The 19,977-nt window shown below is 45.7% G+C and carries 19 protein-coding genes and 3 tRNA genes; 12 read left to right on the top strand and 10 right to left on the bottom strand.

Annotation, left to right across the window (positions count from 1 at the left end):
* The first annotated feature begins 156 nt into the window (after positions 1–156).
* Genes ACQY3M_RS06665 through ACQY3M_RS06655 form a run of 3 tightly spaced genes read left to right on the top strand, consistent with a single transcriptional unit; the run spans position 157 to position 4,708 of the window.
* Complete coding sequence (locus tag ACQY3M_RS06665; RefSeq protein ID WP_428066957.1) at positions 157–2,388, top strand: hypothetical protein; 2,232 nt, start codon at positions 157–159, stop codon at positions 2,386–2,388.
* On the top strand, positions 2,361–3,497 hold the full coding sequence (locus tag ACQY3M_RS06660) for a glycosyltransferase (protein WP_428066955.1): 1,137 nt from the start codon (positions 2,361–2,363) through the stop codon (positions 3,495–3,497). Before ACQY3M_RS06665 ends, ACQY3M_RS06660 begins: the two co-directional genes overlap by 28 nt.
* Positions 3,494–4,708 carry an acyl-CoA dehydrogenase family protein gene (locus ACQY3M_RS06655; protein WP_428066954.1) on the top strand — a complete coding sequence of 405 codons (1,215 nt, stop codon included), beginning with the start codon at positions 3,494–3,496 and terminating at the stop codon, positions 4,706–4,708. The genes ACQY3M_RS06660 and ACQY3M_RS06655 overlap by 4 nt, the downstream gene beginning before the upstream one ends.
* Before the next feature lie 283 nt (positions 4,709–4,991).
* On the opposite strand, the gene ACQY3M_RS06650 is transcribed toward ACQY3M_RS06655, so the two are convergent.
* The 9 genes from ACQY3M_RS06650 to ACQY3M_RS06610 all read right to left on the bottom strand — a co-directional run bounded on the left by ACQY3M_RS06650 (position 4,992) and on the right by ACQY3M_RS06610 (position 10,058).
* A complete protein-coding gene (locus ACQY3M_RS06650; protein WP_428066952.1) occupies positions 4,992–5,243 on the bottom strand; it encodes a hypothetical protein in 252 nt (83 codons plus the stop codon).
* Between the two features lie 184 nt (positions 5,244–5,427).
* A tRNA-Met gene (locus ACQY3M_RS06645) sits at positions 5,428–5,504 on the bottom strand.
* A gap of 85 nt (positions 5,505–5,589) precedes the next feature.
* Positions 5,590–6,468, bottom strand: coding sequence for a riboflavin biosynthesis protein RibF (gene ribF / locus ACQY3M_RS06640; RefSeq protein ID WP_428066950.1), 879 nt, complete (start codon positions 6,466–6,468; stop codon positions 5,590–5,592).
* On the bottom strand, positions 6,450–7,133 hold the full coding sequence (gene truB / locus ACQY3M_RS06635) for a tRNA pseudouridine(55) synthase TruB (protein WP_428066949.1): 684 nt from the start codon (positions 7,131–7,133) through the stop codon (positions 6,450–6,452). Before truB ends, ribF begins: the two co-directional genes overlap by 19 nt.
* Positions 7,130–8,119 (bottom strand): DHH family phosphoesterase, encoded by a 990-nt coding sequence (locus ACQY3M_RS06630; protein ID WP_428066948.1) that lies wholly within the window; start codon positions 8,117–8,119, stop codon positions 7,130–7,132. Before ACQY3M_RS06630 ends, truB begins: the two co-directional genes overlap by 4 nt.
* Entirely contained in the window at positions 8,103–8,462 is a 360-nt protein-coding gene (rbfA, locus tag ACQY3M_RS06625) for a 30S ribosome-binding factor RbfA (protein WP_428066947.1), read from the bottom strand. Before rbfA ends, ACQY3M_RS06630 begins: the two co-directional genes overlap by 17 nt.
* Before the next feature lie 110 nt (positions 8,463–8,572).
* Positions 8,573–9,853, bottom strand: a complete 1,281-nt coding sequence (gene tig / locus ACQY3M_RS06620) for a trigger factor (protein ID WP_428066946.1) — start codon at positions 9,851–9,853, stop codon at positions 8,573–8,575.
* 24 nt (positions 9,854–9,877) lie between these two features.
* Positions 9,878–9,958, bottom strand: a tRNA-Leu gene (locus tag ACQY3M_RS06615).
* Between the two features lie 27 nt (positions 9,959–9,985).
* Positions 9,986–10,058 (bottom strand) — tRNA-Lys (locus ACQY3M_RS06610).
* Between the two features lie 181 nt (positions 10,059–10,239).
* On the opposite strand from ACQY3M_RS06610, the gene ACQY3M_RS06605 reads away from it, so the two are divergent.
* From ACQY3M_RS06605 to lysA, 9 genes are all read left to right on the top strand, one after another.
* Positions 10,240–12,066 carry a DUF885 family protein gene (locus ACQY3M_RS06605; protein WP_428066945.1) on the top strand — a complete coding sequence of 609 codons (1,827 nt, stop codon included), beginning with the start codon at positions 10,240–10,242 and terminating at the stop codon, positions 12,064–12,066.
* 124 nt (positions 12,067–12,190) lie between these two features.
* A complete protein-coding gene (locus tag ACQY3M_RS06600; protein ID WP_428066943.1) occupies positions 12,191–13,561 on the top strand; it encodes an MATE family efflux transporter in 1,371 nt (456 codons plus the stop codon).
* Positions 13,562–13,635: 74 nt separating this feature from the next.
* Positions 13,636–14,463 (top strand): 3-deoxy-8-phosphooctulonate synthase, encoded by an 828-nt coding sequence (gene kdsA / locus ACQY3M_RS06595; RefSeq protein ID WP_428066941.1) that lies wholly within the window; start codon positions 13,636–13,638, stop codon positions 14,461–14,463.
* On the top strand, positions 14,448–14,621 hold the full coding sequence (locus ACQY3M_RS06590; protein WP_428066939.1) for a hypothetical protein: 174 nt from the start codon (positions 14,448–14,450) through the stop codon (positions 14,619–14,621). The genes kdsA and ACQY3M_RS06590 overlap by 16 nt, the downstream gene beginning before the upstream one ends.
* Positions 14,609–15,607 (top strand): KpsF/GutQ family sugar-phosphate isomerase, encoded by a 999-nt coding sequence (locus ACQY3M_RS06585; RefSeq protein ID WP_428066937.1) that lies wholly within the window; start codon positions 14,609–14,611, stop codon positions 15,605–15,607. Before ACQY3M_RS06590 ends, ACQY3M_RS06585 begins: the two co-directional genes overlap by 13 nt.
* Position 15,608: 1 nt before the next feature.
* Positions 15,609–16,169 (top strand): LPS export ABC transporter periplasmic protein LptC, encoded by a 561-nt coding sequence (lptC, locus tag ACQY3M_RS06580; protein WP_428066936.1) that lies wholly within the window; start codon positions 15,609–15,611, stop codon positions 16,167–16,169.
* A complete protein-coding gene (locus ACQY3M_RS06575; RefSeq protein ID WP_428066934.1) occupies positions 16,166–16,900 on the top strand; it encodes a hypothetical protein in 735 nt (244 codons plus the stop codon). Before lptC ends, ACQY3M_RS06575 begins: the two co-directional genes overlap by 4 nt.
* Positions 16,881–17,600, top strand: a complete 720-nt coding sequence (lptB, locus tag ACQY3M_RS06570; RefSeq protein WP_428066933.1) for an LPS export ABC transporter ATP-binding protein — start codon at positions 16,881–16,883, stop codon at positions 17,598–17,600. The genes ACQY3M_RS06575 and lptB overlap by 20 nt, the downstream gene beginning before the upstream one ends.
* A 12-nt stretch (positions 17,601–17,612) precedes the next feature.
* Complete coding sequence (gene lysA, locus ACQY3M_RS06565) at positions 17,613–18,863, top strand: diaminopimelate decarboxylase (RefSeq protein WP_428066931.1); 1,251 nt, start codon at positions 17,613–17,615, stop codon at positions 18,861–18,863.
* Positions 18,864–19,235: 372 nt separating this feature from the next.
* Here the strand turns inward: lysA and ACQY3M_RS06560 are convergent, their stop codons facing one another.
* Positions 19,236–19,964, bottom strand: a complete 729-nt coding sequence (locus ACQY3M_RS06560; RefSeq protein ID WP_428066929.1) for a hypothetical protein — start codon at positions 19,962–19,964, stop codon at positions 19,236–19,238.
* Positions 19,965–19,977: the final 13 nt, after the last annotated feature.

Genomic DNA, 19,977 nt, shown 5'->3' with positions numbered 1-19,977 from the left:
AAAGGGTAATCAAAACGAATAATATACGCCCTTATACTGGGCATAACATATAATAGTTTTTTTGTCACATACGCATAACAGGCTTTTTTCCGTCGGGAGCAAGCAAACAGTGCCGGAGGTTCTGCGCCGCACGCTTTAAGTTGGTATAATTATATTATGAGAATTATTAGAAATATTATACTCCTAGCTGTTTTTGCGGCCCTGCCGCTTATATCTTTCGGGCAAAGCCTCAACGATTATATGGCGGGCAATTCCGCCTTGACCGTAAAAACCGAAGACACCCAACAAGAAGATATCACCCCGCAGGCACAGCCCGAAAGCACAGATCCTTCGCAAAACATAATGGCCGTAAAGCATCTGCCCGACGTAAAGCTAAACGACAATATCATAACCAAAACCGTTATCGAATATAATATTTATCCGCAAATTTCCCAAGCGAACACTTTATATAGCCAAGGCAAAAGCCAAGAGGCCTTAACACTTTATACCGAACTGTCCCAAAACGAAGGCCTTATGCCGGAAATAAGAGTGGAAGCAGCTTTAAACGCTTTGATAATACATCTGCAAAGGGCGGAATATAAACAAGCGCTTAAATTATCGGATTTGTCTTTAACCTTGAACCCGAACTATCCTTTCGCCCAGTTATTGAGGATTTGGATATACGCCGCGCAAGGCAAAATAAAAGAAGCGCAAAAAGAATATGACCAACTTCCCTTTTTAACTGCCGATTTTGAATATATATCTTCCGCCAAGCTAGCGATGGCTCAGGCCTATTTCAACGCGGATAAAGCCGAAAAATCAATGGAAATACTGCAAAACCTCTACGGTACAGATCCTTACGTGATATCGCACGCAGCCTATTTAATGGCAAGACTATCGGGCAAGGATAAAAAGGCCGCCTCCGCCCTTATAGAACAAGCCTTGGCGCACGATTCCAATAATTATATGGCGCAAAAATATCAGGCCGATATTCAATATAAACTAAAACAGCGCATACCCGCATGGCAGAGCTACGCCAGCCTATACATATTGGACAATGGCGACAAAACCAGCGCAAAAAGGCTTAAAAAACTATCCAAATATCTGCCATACGCGCCGGAAAATTATTTATTCTACACTAAACTTTCCGAGATATACACCAAACGGCCATCTCTCTCTAATTCCAGGCAGATAAGGATAGGATTGTTCTCCAACTATCAGGCGCAGCTGACGCCGATAACCAGTTTTAATCTTATGCCGGGGGCGGATTTCGTCATAAAGGACGATCTGATGGGCGAAGTGATCTCGGGCGAAGCCTATACCCCCAAAGCCATAACCTTCGATAAAGAGCATAAAGGCATACACATACAGAACAAATGGGGCGCGGCGGATTTTTCGACGAAGAGGCCTTTCGTAATCAGCCTAAAGAAAGAGGGCTATTCCTTTATCGTCAAAGACGCCAAGGCGGAAAATATCTTCGCGGCTAATTTGGGCGACAAAGAACTTAAAGGCAGTTTGCTTGTAATACCCGTAGAGCAAGGAATGGTGCTGGTCAATTACACTTATTTGGAAGACGTAATCCCCGCTTTGCTAATGTCCATGACGCGCGGCATAAAGACGCCCGCCGCTTTAGAAGCCTCGGCTCTGGCCTTAAGAACGGCCTTGGTTTGGCACTTATCTGCCGGCGGAAATGAGCTTTTTGACATTCCAGACAATTCCCCCCGCATAAATTACGGCGGCGTAAATATGGAATCTCGCTATGTGCGGGACGCGGCGAAAAATACGGAAAACCAAGTTTTGGCGCAGCCCGCCAAAGAAGGTGATCTCCCCCTTCTGGCGCAGGCGGAAATATATAAATCCTGCTCTTGGGCAAGCGAAGACGGGACAAAGAACACTCAAGAGAATAGGAATTACAACTTCTCGCCCGTCAATCTGTTTAAATATATGCTTTCAAACCCACCCAAAGACCTTTTCTCCGCACCGCAGGACCCTACTTTATGGTCTTCAACAAAATGGATATACCTGATGCCATTAAAGGAAATAGAAGCGCGCCTTAAACAGAAATACGACATCGGTTCCTTAAAATATTTCGAACCCGCCCAAACGACGCCTTACGGAAGGGTAAAGGCTATGCGGTTTGTCGGCAGTAAAAAAAGCGTGGAAACGGATTTTGACGAGGCCAATTTCATCATAGCCGCGGGCACTTTAAGATCGCCGTTCTTTACCTTCGTGCCGTTTAAAAAAGACATTCTGCTGCTCGGCAGCGACAGCGGCGCCGGCAAAGGCTTATGCATAGACGGCGCCTTCGGCCTGGCGCGCGAAGGGAAAACCTCGCAGGAAATCATAAAATATTATTACCCCGACTTGGAAATAACGGAAAAATGGCAAATAAGAAAATCGCTTTTATAATAACCAAACTGGAATTGGGCGGTGCGCAAAAGAGCGTGCTTTACAGCGTAAAAAATATCAATCGCCCGCCTTTCAAAACCTATCTTTTATGCGGCAAGGGCGGATTTTTGGATAAAACCGCCAAGAAAACCATCAAAGCCATTTTCTTTATACCAGATATGGTGCGGGAAATATCGCCCGTAAAGGACATAAAAGCGTTTTTCCAAATACGCAAAAGGCTAAAGAATATCCGCCCCGACATAGTACACACCAATTCTTCCAAGGCGGGCATATTGGGCAGACTGGCGGCAGCCTCTTTAATCAAAAGGCCGAAGATAGTGCATACCGTTCACGGCTTTTCCTTTTATGAAGGACAAAAAACGACGCAAAAATATTTCTATATTTTGGCGGAAAAGCTCTTGGCGGGATTTACCGACCGCCTCGTTTTCGTATCCAGGGAAGATATGGACAATGCCCTAAGGCTTAAAATCGCCAAAGCGTCCCAATGCCGCCTTATAAGGGCGGGCGTAGAAGTCAAACGGCGGGCGGACTTTAAGGATTTTGACAGAGAAGCCAAACTAAAAGAGCTCGGCCTGAAACCCAATGCCAGGATAATACTCAGCACGGCCAACTTAAAACCGCAGAAAAACCCGCTGGATATGATACGCGCCGCGGCGATAGTATGCCGCAAGGAACCGCGCTGCGTATATCTCTATACGGGCACCGGCCCTCTAAAAAAAGCGGCCGCAAAACTTATAGCCAGATATAAACTTAAAAACAATTTTAAACTTTTGGGGCACCGCAAGGATATTGAGCAATTGCTGGCCGTATCTGAACTGTTTTCGCTCAGTTCGCTTTGGGAAGGCCTGCCGATGGCATTGGCTGAGGCCCTATTCATGAACGTGCCCGCCGTATGTTATGACAGCGGCGGCGTAAAGGAAATACTTAAAGACGGACAAAACGGTTTTTTAATAAAGCGCGGCGATTACAAAGCCTTGGCGCAAGGGCATATCAAAGCCCTAAAGAGGAAAGATTTTTCTTTCAAGGAAGAAGATTTGGAAGATTTCGACATAAAAAATATGATTAACCGACAGCGCGAACTTTACCTGAATTTAGGAGGACGAAGATGAACTATTTTAATAATGAAGCGGAACGCGAAGCCGTTGAAAGAGCAAAAAAACTGGCTTTGGAAGTATTTAGACCGCTTAGAGCAAAATACGACGAAAAGGAAGAATTCTGCCCCGAAGCCGTAGAAGCAATGGCGGCGCAAAAATTGTTTGGGCTTTGGCTGCCCAAGGAATACGGCGGCGAAGGCTTGGGCGTAAACGCTTTGGCTTTGGTATTGGAAGAACTTTCAAAAGTATGCATGGGTTTGGCGCTGCCCGCGGGTACAAGCGCTTTGGGCGGTATGCCGATGTTCTTCTGGGCGACGCCGGAACAAAGGGCTAAATGGCTGCCGGATTTGGCTTCGGGCAAAAAGCTATGGACTTTCGCGTTATCCGAGGCACAGGCGGGATCTGACGCAACCTCCATAAAAACCACCGCCGTGAAGGAAGGCGACTATTATATTTTAAACGGCTCAAAACATTATATATCCACGGGCGAGGCCGCAGATTTCTATACCGTCGCGGTATCGACAAACCCCTCCAGAGGCGCAAGAGGAATATCGCTTATCGTGGTGGAAAAGGGAACGCCGGGCTTTACCTTCGGAAAGAAAGAACGCAAAATGGGGCTTAGAACTAACCCCACCTATGATTTGATTTTCAGAGATTGCAAAGTACCCGCTTCCAACCTGCTCGGCGGCGAAGGCAAAGGGCTTTTTATCGTACAGGAAACATTTGACTACTCCCGCCCCGGCATCGCAGCCCAAGCCTTGGGCTTAGCGCAAGGCGCTATGTCCGAAGCCGTCAAATATTTGAAGATAAGGAAACAGTTTGACCAGCCTGTAATATCCTTCCAAAGCATAGGTCACGAACTGGCCGAACTTACCGCAAAAGTGGAAGCAGGCAGAGCTTTGGTTTTCAAACTGACTTCCTTAATGGATAAGGACTTTTTGGCCGCATCGCAAAACGCTTTAAAGAACAACACCACCGTACACGACGAGCTTAAAAACCTTAAAGGCCCGCGCTGGACGAAATACAGCGCTATGGCAAAACTGTTCTGTTCCGATACCGCTATGCAAGTGGCCGACCGCTGCATAAACCTTTGCGGAGGCATAGCCTATACGCGCGATTTCCCGCTGGAGAAATTCGCCCGCGATGCCAAAGTAACCCAAATTTACGAAGGCACCAACCATATCCAGAAAAACGAGATTATGGCCTCTATAATAAAAGAGAGCTAGATTCTTATCCCCTCAAAAACGATAAAGCCCCACGCTTTAAGCGCGGGGCTTATTATTCTTCCGCACTAAAATACTCCCCTCTGAGCAACGATTCTCTTTCCTTAAGCGAAAGCAAAAAGTGACGGGTATAGCGGATTGCCGCCTGCGCAGTCAATTTATAGTAACAAGAAGAGTTCTTCTATTTTTGGCGACGGCAAAACCTTTATCGCCCCGGCATACCCTGGGGGCACAAGATACAAAAAACCCCCGGCTTGAAGCCGAGGGTTTTTATGAGTCGAAAATTTTATTCTCTGTCCCAAACGGCCTCGTATGCCAAAGCCGTAACGGTGATAAACATCAAGAAAGAATAAACACACCACCATATCGTTTCGGAAAACAGCGGCTCCTGGAAAAGCGCCTCATAAACGAAAACGCATAAAAGTTTTACCGTGGCAAACCATATAAACAATGCCACCAGCCTGAATACTATATCCAGCAGGCCGAAAATAATGCCTTTTCTAAAAGAAGCTTTAAATGATTTTATTATCTTTTCCATATTAAGATTTTAACTATGTATGAGAGTTTTGTCAATATTTTTTATTTTACCTTGCCGTCGGGAACAATTGTTTGTGGCATTCCTCGTTTACGGAATTAAAAAAGCGGCTTTTTCCCGACTTGGAGTTCTACTTCTCCGTATCTTGCCAATAAAAAACCCGCCTTATGGCGGGTAATATTAAAAATGGTGTCACCGGGTGGGCTTGAACCACCGACCTGGCGCTTATGAAACGCCCGCTCTAACCAGCTGAGCTACGGTGACGTCTTATTTATTATAACAAATACTAAAAACCTTGTAAAGATTTACTGGGCGAAATTCACCCGCCGTAACCGAGAACGACAAAAAATTACACATGTTTAAGCAACTTATAGGCCAATATTGAATCTCTATTTATTTGCTGGGTAAGTTCGCCAAGCGTGCCGAATTTCCGCTCCGGCCTTATTTTGGCGATAAATTCCGCCGTCAGTTCCCGTCCGTATATATCGCGGTTAAAGTCCAGTATATGCACTTCGCAAGTGGGCAAACCGCCTTCTTCCACCGTCGGTCTGCGCCCGATATTGCATACACCATTATATTCCTTGCGGCCAAGCTTCGCCTTTACGGCGTACACGCCGCGCGGCAATATCTTAAGCGGATCAAAATCTATATTGGCGGTAGGAAACCCGATCTTGCGCCCCATCTGACGCCCTTTTACTATCTTCCCGCTAACCTCGTATCTGGAGCCGAGCATTTCGTTAACGGCCTCTATATCGCCGCCTTTTAAAGCCTTTCTTATCAAAGAGGAGGAAACTTTCTCCCCTCCCGCTTCCAAAAACGAACAGCTTTCGAATATAACACCGTTCTCCAAACAGGCTTTCTTTATAAAATCTATCTTGCCGCCGCGATCTTTGCCGAAAGCGAAATCCTTTCCGCATAAAATCCCGCCCATATTGTATTTCTTAAGCAGAACTTCAAAAAAGCGTTCTTTGCTCAAGGCCTTAATTTTTTTAAAATCCAGAAATTCAACGCGCGTCATTCCGCTCTTTTTAAGCAGGGTTTTTTTCTCCTCAAGGGTGGTAAGCACGCCGTGCGACGCGTCCATAACCACTTTTGGCGGAATATTGAAAACCAGCAAAAGCGGCTTCATTTTGTGTTCCGCCGCCAAGTCCTTAAGCACACCAAACAAATGTCTGTGCCCCAAATGGACACCGTCAAAACTGCCGATAGCTATAAAATTCTTAACCACTTTTCTATTTCCTCTGCCCGCATTGTTTTTATTTTCTCTATTCCCAACGCGTCTTTGACGTCAAAATCACCTATGCTAAGCCTTCTAAGCTCGCTCAAATGCCCGGCCGTTCCCAACATTCGCGCGATCATAACCGCCAAAGAACGGATATATGTGCCGCTTGAACAGGAAACTTCAAATTCTATCTTATTGCCGTCTAGGGCGACTTTGTCCCAAGAGTAAATTTCGATTTCATTTTCGCGTTCTATATTTTCGCCCATGCGCGCTTTTTTGTACATGGCTTGGCCGTTGACTTTTTTGGCACTGTAAAACGGTATCGGCTGCTTTATTTTACCCGTCAATTCCTTTAAAACTTTCTCCAAATCTTCTCTGCCGAAAGGCGGAACAGGCGCGGTCTTTACGGTTTTGCCTTCCGCGTCCCAAGTGTCGGTTTCCGCTCCAAGCGTAATTTGCCCCGCATATCTTTTGGGAAGTCCCAAATATTCGCTTTGCAATTTTGTGGCTTTGCCGAGCAATAAAATAAGAAGCCCGCTGGCCATAGGGTCCAGAGTACCGCTGTGTCCGACTTTCTTTATTTTAAGCACGCCGCGCATATAGGCTATGACGTCATGGGAAGTCCAGCCCGGAGCTTTGTCCACAAGAAGTATTGCGCTCTCTACGCTCATTGCAGTTTTGATATTTCCTTGGTTACGGAAGATACTAAACGGTTTTTTATCTCGTCGAGTTTCGCGCCTTCAACTTTAAAACCCGCCGCTCTAGCGTGGCCGCCGCCGCCGAAAAGTACCGCAACCTTGCTGACGTCCACTCTTCCCTTGGAGCGGAGATTTACCGCTATTCTGCCGGGCTCTTCCCTCAACAATAGCGATACTTCCACCGAGGGTATCATTATCGGCTGGCTTACTATCCCCTGAGTATGGCGCGGATCTACGCCCAGTAAATCAAAATCTTTGGAAGTCAAAGTGATTTCCGCCAAAGTATTGCCGTTTAACAGGTTGAGTTTTTCCAACGCGCGGCCCAAAAGTTTTAGTTCTTTATAAGGTTTGGTGTTATATATTACCGTATTTATTTTCTGTATATCTGCGCCGCGCGACAAAAGCACCGCGCCCACCCTCATACTTTCGGCCGTAGTATTGGAATGAAGAAACCGCCCCGTATCAGTCACCAGGCCCGTATAGAGGCAGGTGGCTTCCTCGGGTGTTATTTCGGCCTTCATATATTCAAAAAGCTGGGTTATTATCTCAGCCGTGGAGGAAGCTTGAGCGTTGATATAATTTATAGTCCCGTAATTTTCGCCGGTAATGTGATGATCGATGTTTATAACGGTTTTCACGCTGTCAAACAACGGGTCCAAATTGCCGCCGCGTTTTTTGTCAGAACATTCAAGAAGGATCATTGTGTCGAAATCAAACTCATCGGGCAAGACGGAAAAATTTATGCGGTCAAGACCGGGCATAAAAAACAAATCGTCGCCAGGCCTGTCATTGCTGAAAGGGTAAACTTCTTTGCCCTGACGTCTTAAAAAACTGCATACGGCCAAGGTCGAGCCCAAGCTGTCGCCGTCGGGGTTTTGATGGCCCGCAACAAAAAACTTACGTCCTTTGGCTATGGCTTTGGCTATGGCTTTAAACGCGGGGTTAACTTGCTTGCTCATGGTCCTTTTCTATCTTGGAAAATATTTTTTCTACTCTGGAGGCACGCTCGGGAGTATCGTCAATTTCAAAAGAGAAAGACGGTATTCTTTTAATGTGGATCCTCTTTCTTAACAAAGAGCCTATTTCCCCCCTAAGCGCGGAAAGGTTATGCGCCGCCCTCTTTTTGTCCTCGTCACTGCCGAAAACGGAATAAAACACTTTCGCCGTAGATAAGTCCTTGGATATTCTTACGCCCGTAACGGTAATAAACCCGCTGAAGCTGCCGCTGGCTATCATACGGCTGATTATGGTATTGATTTCTTCCAGAAACAGAGTTTCCAATCTTTTGGTTCTTTCTATCATATATATATTTTACCAAATTAAAACATTATAAAATATTCCCCGTAAATCAGGCCGTCAAACAAAAAAGCGGGGCTGATAAACCGCCCCGCTTTATCAAATTTCACCAATATTTATTTTATCTTGGCGTTGCTCTTAAGGAAATCGAACACTTTGCGTTCATTTATCGTCGCCATTACTTCGTCCTTGCGATCGTTAAAGAACTTCTTTATGCCGCTTTCCTCTTTGGGCTGAGAAGCCAAGGCCTTATCAAGTTCGGCCTTCCAATCCTCTTCCGTAGCCTCAAGTTTTTCCGCTTCCGCGATGGCGTGTACGATATAGCCTATCCTTAAATCCCTTTCCACGCCGGGGCGCATTCTCTCGGCAAAGGCCTTCCTGTTGTCTTCCGTAAGATCGGGCGTCTTACCGCCGAACATTCTGTTGATGAAATTTCCCACGGATATCTGCGTATAATATTCCACCAAACCGGAGGGCAAATCAAAATCGTTCTCTTTTACCAAAGCATCTTCTATTTGTTTTACCACGTCGCGTTCGCTCGCGCTTTTGGCTTCGCGCTCCATGGAGGTTTTTACCGTCTCTTTAAGCTTTTCAACATTGTCAAAACCCATATCTTTCGCGAAAGCGTCGTTAAGTTCGGGTTTTATTTTCTTTTTTATCTCTTCTACCTGTACGGTAAAATTGATGGTGCCGTCGTCCACTTTCGCGTCAAAAGTTCTGCTCTCGCCTTTCTTGGCGCCTTTAATGGCGTCGGCAAGGCCGGCTACCGTCTGCGGGGCGGACATATCAACAAGCTCACCGTCGCTGGAATACTTAGCCTCGGCTTTGCCGTCTTTGCTGCCGCTGTATTTTACCACGACATAGCTGCTGTCGCTTACAGCCGCGCCTTCGCCTTCGGTTTCCAAGCTGGAGTTATGTTCCAATACTTCGTCCAAATGTTTGTTAACGTCTTCTTCGCTGACGGTTTCGGATTTTTTGGTTATCTCTATACCTTTATAGCCCTTTACTTTGAATTCGGGCGCGACGTCGACGCTCATCTCAAAGGAAAAAGGTTTATTCTCCGCCAAAGAAGTGAAATCCGCCTTTGTTACCGCCGGCGCCATTACAGCCTTAAGAGCGCTCTGCTCCAAAGCCTTGGCCGAAGCGTTTCTGATAACCAAATCGGCCGCGCGTTCCATAATGTGGGCGGTAAAATTTTTCTTTACTATATCCAAAGGCACTTTGCCGGCCCTGAAACCCTGCATCTGGGCTTTTGCCTGGACTTGCAGCAAAGCATTGTGAAAACATTTGTTTACCAAACTGGCTTGCGCCGTAACTTCCAAATTTACAGTACAACCTTTTTTTGAAATTTCTTTCGTATTGACTTCATTATCCTGCGCTACAGCAAAACTGGACATAATTTCTCCTATATAAAAAAACTATGGACGGAGAGGGACTTGAACCCTCACGGAAAATCCATACGGTCCTAAGCCGTACGCGTCTGCCAATTCCGCCATCCGTCCATGGTATTAACTGATTTAAAAATGAAGTGGGCCATACAAGGCTCGAACTTGTGACCTTACGCTTAAGAGGCGTCTGCTCTACCAACTGAGCTAATGGCCCTTCCCTTATGAAGAAATTATAACAAATATTTTTAAAGCCTGCAAATATTTTGTCAATCTCTTACGGTTGAAAAAACCGTTTCGGTAATCTATATACAAATTATACCAAAAAAGTGATACAATAGCAGTATCTTTATTGATGACTTTTATTTTTGACTCTATATAAAGGAGAAGATTATTAAATGAAAAAACTAATATTGACGGCAGTCGCTTTTCTGCTCGGCGCAGGGGTTTTAACGTCGCAAGCGCAGGCGAAAAGCTACTCAGGGGATACCGACACCGACATTTTGATGATGGACCACAAAGTGTTGGAGTTGGGCGATAAATATGTCGCCATTTTAAGTTCAATGTATCAGGAAGAAGCTACTCGCGCGGGAACTTTGGGCTATCATTCCGATTTACAGGAAAGGGATGTCCAAGCCCAAGTGGCCAGGAAGCAAACCCTGCTTTCCTTGCAGGACGCCTTGGATAAAATAAATCCGAAAACGCTTTCGCCTTATACAAAGGTAGATTATTATATTCTCAAGGAACTTATCGGAGAAAAACTCTTCGCCATAGATAATGAAAGCGAACTTTCAAAAAATCCGCTTTGGTACCTCCAGGCCGTGGACGCAATTTACGATATATTGCTTAAAAATTACGCTTCCGCGGCCGATAGGCAGCGCGACGCTTTAAAAAGAGTTCAAACCCTGCCGCAAATATTGGAGCAAGGCAAACTTAATATAGACAATCCGCCTGATTTATTCTTGAGGCTCGCCATAGAAAAAGCGCAGCTTGCATATTCTTCTTTTAATAATGTTAACTTTATGCTGATGAAAATCAGCTCCGACGAGTACAACAAAGACCAGGCAAAAAAAGCCTGTGCCGCGGCGCAAACGGCTCTTAAGAATTACGCCGACTTCCTAAAAGAGATAATGCTCAAAAAAGAATATGTTGACTTCAGGCTCGGCGAAGAAAATTACGAAAAACTCTTTAACGACGTATATCAGCAGGAAATGGCTTTTTCCAAGTTAAAGAAAGCGCTGGACAAAGAACTGGAAACCAGCAAAAAGGAACTTATCAGAGCCATTACACCCGTCGTCGAACCCACTTTGACCGAAGAGGAAAAAGCGGACAGAACAGACAAAAAAGGCTTGATAACCATCTTCCCGCAGGATTATTATAAAGCTATTTCCACTTATACCTCCAATCCGGGAACGAAGAAATTGCTTGATTCTTATGCCGACACATTTAAGAAAGCGACGGTATTCTTCGCGGATAAAAAGATGTTCCCGGCAGGCGCTTTGCAAGTGGTAATAGCTCCCGCGCCTAAGTACTTGGCAAACAAACTTACGCCTATTTCTTATCTGCCGCCGTTCCCGCTGCTCAACAAGCAGATGGGCGACATTCTTATAACCATGCCTAAAGCCGAGGACAAGGATTTGTTGGCCTCCCGCTTTAACTATGGCAGAATTAAGATGGACGTACTGGAATATATCACCCCGGGCAAGAACCTTATGTATTCCATCTCTACGGAAGAGGGCCGCGTACTAAGAAAACTTTCCAACGACCCGTTCTTCATCAACGGTTGGGTGAAATACGCCCTCAATCTTGCCGGCACTACGGATTATTTTTCTTCTCAGGAAGATAAGATGAATTTGGCCTGGTTCAATTACACCAAAGCCCTGCTTGCGGTTGCGGAATACAATATGCAGACCATGGCCGCCAATTATACCCAAACCGTAGATTACTTGGTGGAAAACGGCTTTAAAAAGGAAGACGCGGAAGCCAATATAGATTATTTGGCGCTTAATCCTTTGGACGCCGTAGCCTATGTAATAGGCGCGCAGGAATTTGACTCTTTAAAGAGCAAATACTCCAAGAAAATCGGCAAGGAGCTTTCTCTTGCCGACTATCACGGTAAATTGCTCTCGATAGGGCGCGTGCCAGTTACTGTTCTGGACGAGGCTATGGCAAAAGAAATGGAAACCAAAAAAGTAGAAAGCTTTTTTAATATGACCTATTTCTAATATTCAAAACTTTAATTGCATAAAAACCTCGGCTTTGAAGCCGAGGTTTTTATTTTCCCCCTTCCGCGCGATAAGAGGATAGCAGCAAAAACTTTATCTTCGCAATTTGATAAAATATATATAAATGGAAACTGTTTATAAAAATCCTTTTAAAGCGCGGAAACTTGGCCAGTTGCTTGTAAAATTTTCCGCACCCGCGGTAGCGGGAATGTTCGTGAACGCTTTGTACAATATCGCGTCCAGGATATTTATAGGCAACGAGGTCGGCTCGCTGGGTATAGCGGGCATAAGTATATTATTCCCGATGGGGCTGATCTTCATAGCGTTCAGTATGCTTATCGGTGTGGGAAGCAATGCTCTGTTTTCCATACGTTTGGGCGAAAAACGCGACGAAGACGCACAGCTTATCTTATGTAACGCCTTTGTATATTTAGCCATAATAGCCGCAATTGAAATAACTGTATCCTACCTTTTCTTAGACGAAATACTCGCCTTTATGGGCGCCACTCCGGAAATTATGCCCTACGCTTTGGCATATGCCCGTCCAATATTGTTCGGATATTTCTTTTTTATAATAGCTTTGGGATTAAACAATTTTATAAGATCCAGCGGCCACCCGAAAACGGCAATGGCCACACAGATTATCGGCGCGTGTATAAACATAATTTTCGCGCCTTTGTTCATTTTCAAATTCGGCTGGGGAATGAAAGGTGCGGCATGGGCTGTGGTAATAGGGCAGATAGTATCGTTTATATGGATAATGGCCTTCTTCACGGGTAAACGCGCAACGTATAAAATATCCTGGAAACATCTTAACGCGCGCTTTGATATTTTCAAAGACAGCGTCATAGTAGGTTTAGCGCAATTTATTTTCCAAATAGCCAGCGGCACGCTTAACATAATACTAAACCACGCGCTTATCAAATACGGCGGAAATATAGCGGTATCGGCTATGGGCATAGTAATAGCGGTAAACACAATAGTAATTATGCCCATGATAGGCATCAGCCAAGGTGCCCAGCCGTTGATAGGCTACAATTACGGTGCCAAGAAATACGCTACTTCAATACAAACTTTAAAGATGGCTATAAGATGGGGTACCGTTTTAAGCGTAACCGGTTTTATAATAATACAGATTTTCGCAAGGCAGATAGTATCAATGTTCAACAGTACCGACCAGAACCTGATATCCCTTTCGGCCAAAGCGCTGAGAATATTTCACCTAATGCTGCCTTTGACGGCAATCCCTATTTTGGCGACCAGCTTCTTCCAAGCGATAAACAAACCTCTCAAGGCTGGTATATTGAGTTTATCCAGGCAAGTCCTGCTGTTATTGCCGATGGTTATGATACTGCCGCTGTTTTTCGGGCTGGACGGTGTATTTTACGCGCCGCCTGCGGCGGATTTTATGTCGGTATTATTGGCATCGTACCTGTTAAACAAGTACTTTGCAAAACATAAACAGAACTTCTTTTTCCGCAGGAAGAAATTTTAAAACTCACGGCTTGCCTCCGCTTGGGCGGTTCCCTCGTAAAACGGCATAAAAAATATGCTAATATGTTAATTAGTATGAATATATCCATAGGTCCCATAAAAATTTCCAACGAGGGCCCGCTGGTCTATATAGGCGGGCCGTGCGTAATCGAGGGCGAAAAAGCCTATATCGAAGCCGCAAAAAAGATAAAAGCGACCGCCGACAAAGCGGGCGTAAAGTTTATATTAAAAGCGTCTTTCGACAAAGCCAACAGGACGTCAATAGACGCCTACCGAGGCCCCGGTATAGACGAAGGCCTGCGCATTTTGGCCAAAGCCAAAGCATTGCTTAAAGTGCCCGTTTTAACAGATATACACGAGCCTTGGCAGGCGGAAAAAGCGGCAAAAGTGGCTGATATACTGCAAATACCGGCCTTCTTGTGCCGCCAAACGGATTTATTGCTGGCTGCCGGTAATACGGGCAAAGCGGTAAACGTAAAGAAAGGGCAGTTCCTTCCCCCCTCAAGCATAGGCAATATTATAAAGAAGATAGAAAGCACTGGCAACAAAAAGATTATGCTCACCGAGCGCGGGGCCAGCTTTGGATACGGGGATTTGATTGTCGATATGCGCTCGCTGGAGATTATGAAGCGAAGCGGATACCCCGTCATTTTCGATTTGACGCATTCTTTGCAAAAGCCGGGAGCGCTGGCCTGCGGAACGGGCGGGGATAAGAGCGTGGCTTTCGCTTTGGCAAGGAGCGCGGCGGCGGTGGGAATAGCGGGAATATTCTTTGAGGCGCACCCCAATCCGCCCAAGGCTCTTTCCGACAGCGCCAACTCGCTGGATATGAAAGAAACGCTCATTATGATAAACGAAACTAAGATCATAGACAAAGCGGTAAAGAAATGTCTGAAGAAGTAAAATTTAAAGCCGTACTGATAAAAACTTTGAAAATATTGTGCGTCATATATTGCCTGACGGCGGTGTCCTTTACGGCAGCTGTATACTTCGCCAATACTTTAGATAGGCCGTATCACAAAAGGCAGATACCTGCGGAGATTACGCCATGGCTGAAATAAAAAAATATACCGATAAAGATATAATATCAATCGCGAAGAAAGTTTTTGAAATAGAGGAGCACGCCCTTAAAACAACGGGAGCGGCTTTTGACGGGAACTTCGTCAAGGCGGTAAGAACGATAGCGGCCTGCAAGGGCCGTTTGGTGCTTATAGGTATAGGCAAGAGCGGGCATATAGGCCGCAAAATCGCGGCTACTTTGGCCTCTACGGGAACGCCGTCGTTTTTCGTACACCCTACGGAAGCCCTGCACGGCGATTTGGGTATGATAACCAAGGAAGACTTGGTATTGGCCTTATCGTTTTCCGGACAGACGGAAGAAATCAGCAAAATTTTATTGCCGCTGAAAAAAGAGAAAGTAAAAATAATCTCGATGACTGGCAACCCCAAATCCAATCTGGCCATGATGTCGGACTTGCATATACACGTGGTGGTGGAGCGGGAAGCCTGCCCATATAATTTAGCGCCGACGGCCTCTACTACGGCTATGCTTGCCTGCGGCGACGCTTTGGCGATAGCCTTAATGAAGATAAAACACTTCGAGAAGAAAGACTTTGCTATGTTTCACCCCGGCGGCTCTTTGGGCAAATTGCTGACTTATACTGTAAAAGACATTATGTTTACCGATAAAAACCCTATTGTTCCTTTAACGGCCAGCGTTCAGGATACGCTTTTGGTGATGACAAAAAATAAATCCGGCGCGGCCAGCGTAGTGGATAAGAACGGCAGGCTTAAAGGCTATTTTACCGACGGCGATTTAAGACGCGCTTTACAAAAGAAACAGGATATCTTAAAACTCAAAATAACCGACGTGATGACCGTTTCCCCCTTCGCCTTCAAGCCGGGAACACCCGCGGTGGAAGCGGCAAAAATAATCAACGACAAGAAGATAGACAATGCCCCCGTAACGGACGAAAAGGGCAAGGTAATAGGATTTTTGGACAAGGATAATCTGATAGAGTTTATAGCTCTGATAGACAAGAAATAAGATGGAACTGAGAAGAAATCTTAAAATAATATTCCTAAGTTCGCTTTTGGCGGCGGCTGTGGCAGGCTGCGGGCAAAAAGGGAAGGATAACTCCAACGAGGGCCCAACGCAAAGAGCGGAAGACGTTATCATATCGGAATCGGAAATGGGGCAAAGCAAGTGGCTTCTTACCACGAAAACGGCCGACTATTACGACGAGGAACAGAAAGTCGTTATGACCGATCCGAAGCTGATAAACAAAACCGACGGCAAAGAGGATTCCTCTATCAAAGCCGACAAAGGTTCTTATGAATTTGAAAAAAATCTTATAACTTTAAGCGGCAATGTAACCGGGGTGTCTTTAAGCGAGGGAGCGACGATAAGAACCTCAAAAATGTATTACGACACAAAAAGCAGAAACGTCTGGACGGACAAACCCGTAACCCTAAAACGGGGCGGCGTAACGGTAAAGGGTCAAGCCTTGCAGGCCAATGCCGACTTTTCGGAAATACAGCTCTACAAGCAGGTTACACAGCTGCCTAAAGAACTGCGCGATTTCGATAAAGGCGAGGTGGAGTTATGAAACTTAAATACACTGTCCTTTCCCTGTTTTTCACGCTGGCACCCGCTTTAGTTTTTGCGCAGAACCTCGGCGACGACGCGGAACTATCCGCCCTTTTGGGCGGGCTGGTCAAAAGCGACAGCTGGATTATAAGGAAAGACAAAGCCGAGGAAGAATTTATCGGCAATGTAAAATACGAAAATGAAATTTACAAAATATCGGCCGACAAGGCTCTTTCACAAAGAAAGCTAAACGCCTACACGATAAGCGGGAACGTGCAAGCATCCAGAAAGCAGGACGGCGAGGAAATATCGCTTAAGGCGAACAAAGTGTTTTTCAACGCAAAGAAAGATTACGGGTACGCGCAGGGCTCCAAGAGCAAACAGGCGGAGCTGAGTTTTTCCACACCGAATAATATATTCAATGTTTATGCCGATAAAATCAATTTTGGCAAAAAATTTACCTCCTTTGAAGCCGAAGGCGACTGCGAATTAAACGATATAAACAACACTCTTTACGCAGGAAAAATGGCTTACGATACTCAAAGCGAAGTTTTTACCGCTTCAGATAAGCGGCCCGTACTCTTCGGCTATAACGAAGACGGCGATTACGCTTTGCAGGGCGATCAAATAACCGCAGACAACAAAAACGGGATATTTAAAGCCTCGGGGCGGGTGACGGGCTGGCTCGTGCCCGCGGAGGATATATCAAAATACACGCAAGGACAGAAAGATGGAGCTCAGATCTTCTAATATAGAAAAAGTATACAAGGAAAGACGCGTCGTAAAAGGCGTGGACATATACGTCCGCTCGGGCGAAATAGTGGGGCTTTTGGGCCCCAACGGCGCGGGCAAAACAACAAGTTTTTATATGTTGGTCGGGTTTATCAAACCGACTTCCGGCAAAGTATTTATCGACGGGGAAGACGTTACCCCCCTGCCAATGTACGAAAGGGCGCGCCACGGGCTTGGCTACTTGGCGCAGGAGCCGACCATCTTCCGCGGCCTCACCGTGGAAAACAATCTGCTGGCGATTTTGGAACGAATAGAACCCGACAAAAACAAACGTAAAGAGAAAGTGGCCCAGCTGCTGGAAGAGTTCGGCCTTACAAGACTGGCAAAACAAAAAGCGTGGACGCTTTCCGGCGGAGAGAAAAGAAGAATGGAAATCGCCCGCTGTATGATAAGCAATCCCAAAATTATTCTTTTGGACGAGCCGTTCGTCGGCATAGACCCTATTACCGTATCGGAACTACGGCAAATGATTTTCAAGCTGAAAGACAAAGGCATCGGCGTTTTGATTACCGACCATAACGTAAGGGAAACCCTGCCCCTGACGGAAAGAGCTTACCTTATTTACGACGGCAAAATATTGGTGGAAGGCGATCAGAATACCCTGCTTAACGACGCCAACGCAAGAAAGTTCTACCTGGGCGAAGACTTTAAGATGTAAAGGAGTTTTGTTATGGCATTCAATTACGAAGAAAGATTTTTGTATATGGAAGACGTAAGCATAAGGGAAATATCAAAGAAAGTCCCCACGCCGTTTTTTTGTTACAGCAAAAGGGCTTTGAAAGAGAACTTCGACAAATTCAAAAAAGTATTTCCCAAAGCGACGATATGCTATGCCATAAAAGCCAACTCCAATATAGCCGTGATAAAGACTTTGGCGGCCTGCGGCGCGGGCGCCGACGTAGTAAGCGGCGGGGAACTCTTCCTGGCCCTAAAATGCGGGATACCGGGCAGCAAGATAGTTTACTCGGGCGTGGGCAAGACGGAAAAGGACATCAGCCTCGCTATACAAAACGAGATAAAACAAATCAATATAGAATCGGCAGAGGAGCTTGAAGCGGTAAACCAAACGGCAATAAGGCTCTGCACGCGCGCCAATATCGCCATAAGGATAAACCCGGAAGTAGACGCTCACAGCCACGACAAAATAACCACCGCGCGCGTTACCGATAAATTCGGCATTTTATGGCCCGACGCTTTGGAGCTTTACAAAAAAGCCTCCAATATGAGCGGGGTTCGCATAAAAGGCATAGCGGTGCATATAGGCTCGCAAATATTGGATTTGAAACCTTTTGAGGAAACTTTTAAAAAGCTCGTCAAAATGGTAAAAGAACTGGAAAAGAACGATATAGTAATAGAAAATATCGACATAGGCGGCGGATTGGGCGTAGTATACAAATATAAAGAAGACAAACCGGTAAGGACTGAAGCCTTCGCCAAATTGGTGGATAAATATCTTGCACCGCTAAAGAAGCATATCATTATGGAGCCGGGCCGCAAAATAGTGGCCAATGCGGGTATTTTGGTATCAAGTGTACTCTACAACAAAAAAAGCGGCCGCAAGGACTTTTTAATAATAGATGCCGGAATGAACGATTTTATGCGCCCCGCTTTATACAGCGCTTGGCACGAGATTTTGCCCGTACGCGATTGGAACAACAGAGTTATGAAGAAGTATGACGTCGTCGGCCCGATCTGCGAAAGCGGGGATACCTTCGCCAAGAGCCGCGAACTGCCTCAGCTTGAGCACGGCGAACTTGTGGCGATAATGGGTGCGGGCGCTTACGGAAGCAGTATGGGCAGCACCTATAACTTCAGGCCGCTTACGGCGGAAGTATTGGTGGACGGCGCAAAATATAAAGTGGTAAGGAAACGCCAAAGCTACGAGGATATGATTGCTTCCCAGCTGGACTTGCTTAAATAATTTTAAAAAAACTGCGTTTACGGCAAAAGTTATTTATTATTGTCTAATTGTTTTTATTTCCGCCGCTTCTCTTTTTGCACAGACGGTAGCGTTTAACGTAAAAACAAAAAAAATACCACGCTTTATCCTGCAGATGGGCTAGAGCGTGTACGGTAAATTGCATAGAAATAGACAAGAAAGAGGCCATATACAGAGACGCCATCACATGCAAAGTATGCAACGGCGGGAACATCGCAAGGCTATCTACGCTGACTATTTATTCCAATTATACGCCTGCATAAAAGCATATAACGATTATATAACACAAATCAGCGCACATAAAAAAGGCCCGCAGCTAAAAACCGCGGGCCTTTTTAAACAAAGTAAATTTAACTAAAATCGCACGCCTAAGGAAGCCTCTCCGCCAAAACCGTAATTGGCGTAGTTGGCCGCCACGCTTAAATCTATATAAGCAGGCAGTTTGAAGTTCAAACCCGCGCTCGCCCTTGGCGTAGTGGTATATTCCCTCATACCGATTAAAGCGGCGTTATCTGCCCCTTCAACCGTTAGTTTGGTATAATCCACGCCGCCGCCTATATAAGGCGTAACTACCGGCATTTTAAACGATATTACCATGTTCGCGTTATAATGCGTAAGAGAAAAATCCTTATGTACCCCCGACTGCGCCATTACGGTTATCATCGTCTGGAAACTATATAAAGTATCCACGGGGCGCGTTATACCCCATTTTAAACCACCGCCAGCCAAAGTAAGGCCGTCCCAAGATGTCGCCCTGATGAAGCCATCCAAACGGAACGGAAGCCCGATTTCGCCCTGTATCCACGGCATATACATTACTTCCGGATCGGGGCCCAAGGCGGTGTTTTCCTCGCTTGGCTCCGGCATTACGGCAGCGCGCGCCGAAAGCAAAAATCCGCCCCAACCCAATATTCGCCCCGTACTGTATGTACCGGACCCCAAAAGCCCGCCCATATCTTTGGTGAACGCTTCCAAATTCTCGGCCGTAACATTCGCCGAGAAATTATCAAATTTGTATTCCGACGCCTTCAACGGCATTGCCGCCGCAAAAGCCAAAAACAATATGCAAACAGCTCTTTTCATTTTCTCTTCTCCC

This window comes from Candidatus Proelusimicrobium volucris (assembly GCF_959605025.1).
Classification (GTDB): domain Bacteria; phylum Elusimicrobiota; class Elusimicrobia; order Elusimicrobiales; family Elusimicrobiaceae; genus Proelusimicrobium; species Proelusimicrobium volucris.
Note: the sequence above shows the minus strand (reverse complement) of the source record. Positions and strands in the feature narration are given on the sequence as shown.